A 1,689-nucleotide genomic window follows, 5' to 3' on the forward strand; every position below is an offset into this window, starting at 1 on the left:
GAAACGGCTTTGCGAAGGCGGGGCTAAGAAAGCCGAAACTTTCTATTAAAAACCGAACTGAGCAAAAACTATTTTCGTTTTTTCAAAATTACAAAAAATAAAAAAAACGAAATGGTTTTTTGCGGATAAATTTTACAAAACTTTCACCGCAAGGGAACTTCACCCCCGCTTTTGCAAAACCGATGTTAGCAGAAGTTTTTTTATTGGCTATAAAGTTTTTCAAACTTAGAATATGACTCTATATCTTGAAAATTTCTTGAATATAATTCTTGATATTTTTCCTGTGTTTCTTCCCTCAAAAATTCGTTAACATCAATTATTTTTTCAAAATTTACAACAATTACATCTTCATTCTGATTTTTGTAGGTAGTTTCACAAGATTTTCCATATTCTTCTAAAACAGTCCTTGCTTCATCTATATTTTGTGACTTTATAGACAAATATGTCTCCTCAAAACTGCAGTTATTCGTCGTTTCATTTTTGGTTCTCAAAAGAACTATTCCGAAATATTTTTTCATAATATTATTTTTTAAATCTGTTGTCATTTAATAATTTCCAAGCCTTTTTGTGATCCGCAGAGGTGCCATTTTTTACTTCTCTAATTTTTACATCATAGAATTGACCTGGGAATTCTGAATTAATTCCACCTTTTCTACATCTTCCAATAAAACTTCTACAAGTTTCGTCAAGATTTTGACTTGCGTCGCAAGAACTCTGAAATACAAAAGTTGGTTTTCCATCAAATGGTTTTTGCTTTTCAAACGAACTTAAAGTAATAAAGCATACAAATAGCAATACTAAATTAAATGTCTTTTTCATTTTTTTTAATTTTATAGTTTGGATAAAAATATAAAAATTTATTCATTGATAAAAATCTTTTATAGTTATTTTTCACTCTTTTAAGACGATAGTTTTTATAAAATTTCTGCTAACGGAAAAAGTATTGGCGAAGTGCGGGCTTAATTTAACTGAAAGTTCAATTCAGAACTGCTGTGAGCCGATGCTTTTTCAGATTGTTAAATTACACAAAAAAACAATATGAAAAGCAGCGGCGGCTAAAAGTTTCAAATATTCCAATTTAGGATTTAACCCCGCATTTTGCCAATACAATGTTAGGCGACGTTTTTTAACAAATTATGAGTGGAATGTTTAATTTTTTTGAACTTTCCTTTAGTTGCTTAAATTTTTCTTTTTTTACACATGTTAATGTCTTTGTATTTTTTTGAAGTTCTATACAGACAATAACGAAATCACTTTCTATGAAAAATGAGTTTGCGTTCTCAATTTTGAAAATATAATTAGGATTTTCATAAATTTCATTTGTTAGGTTTTGTTTTATATTTGGAATATCATTATCTCCAGCAAAAACACTTAAATAATGCCATAAATTTTCCTTATCATTAATTTTATAAAAAGGAACTAAGTAGTTCATTCCTATCAAATCATTTTGAATCGCAATTTTTAATAATTCAATATTGGTAAGGTGCTCAATATTATCAATTTTATGGTTGTGAAAAGCATATTTAAATTCTCCATTTTCAAAAAATGATTCACGATTGTTTAAACCATTCTTAACTATTGACTTATAATAGGAATTATAATCTTCTGCATAAATAATTGAATCAATTAATGAATTGAAATCTTCTGCTTTCATTTAACGTTGTTGCTTTATAAAATGTCGCCTAACGG

At 27.9% G+C, this 1,689-nt stretch carries 3 protein-coding genes; all 3 read right to left on the reverse strand.

What is annotated here, in order from left to right; translation table 11 throughout:
• Positions 1-200: 200 nt before the first annotated feature.
• Positions 201-545 carry a DUF4288 domain-containing protein gene (locus tag AC5XHR_RS13665; protein ID WP_081917675.1) on the reverse strand — a complete coding sequence of 115 codons (345 nt, stop codon included), beginning with the start codon at positions 543-545 and terminating at the stop codon, positions 201-203.
• Complete coding sequence (locus AC5XHR_RS13670) at positions 523-819, reverse strand: hypothetical protein (protein ID WP_277693919.1); 297 nt, start codon at positions 817-819, stop codon at positions 523-525. The genes AC5XHR_RS13665 and AC5XHR_RS13670 overlap by 23 nt, the downstream gene beginning before the upstream one ends.
• 307 nt (positions 820-1,126) lie before the next feature.
• On the reverse strand, positions 1,127-1,654 hold the full coding sequence (locus tag AC5XHR_RS13675; RefSeq protein WP_495951336.1) for a hypothetical protein: 528 nt from the start codon (positions 1,652-1,654) through the stop codon (positions 1,127-1,129).
• Positions 1,655-1,689: the final 35 nt, after the last annotated feature.

It is taken from the genome of Kaistella sp. CFF1-2 (genome assembly GCF_059509915.1).

Bases quoted from the DNA above. Each gene is read 5' to 3' on its own strand.
- AC5XHR_RS13665 (WP_081917675.1), bottom strand. From the start codon at position 545: ATGACAACAGATTTAAAAAATAATATTATGAAAAAATATTTCGGAATA.
- AC5XHR_RS13670 (WP_277693919.1), bottom strand. From the start codon at position 819: ATGAAAAAGACATTTAATTTAGTATTGCTATTTGTATGCTTTATTACT.
- AC5XHR_RS13675 (WP_495951336.1), bottom strand. From the start codon at position 1,654: ATGAAAGCAGAAGATTTCAATTCATTAATTGATTCAATTATTTATGCA.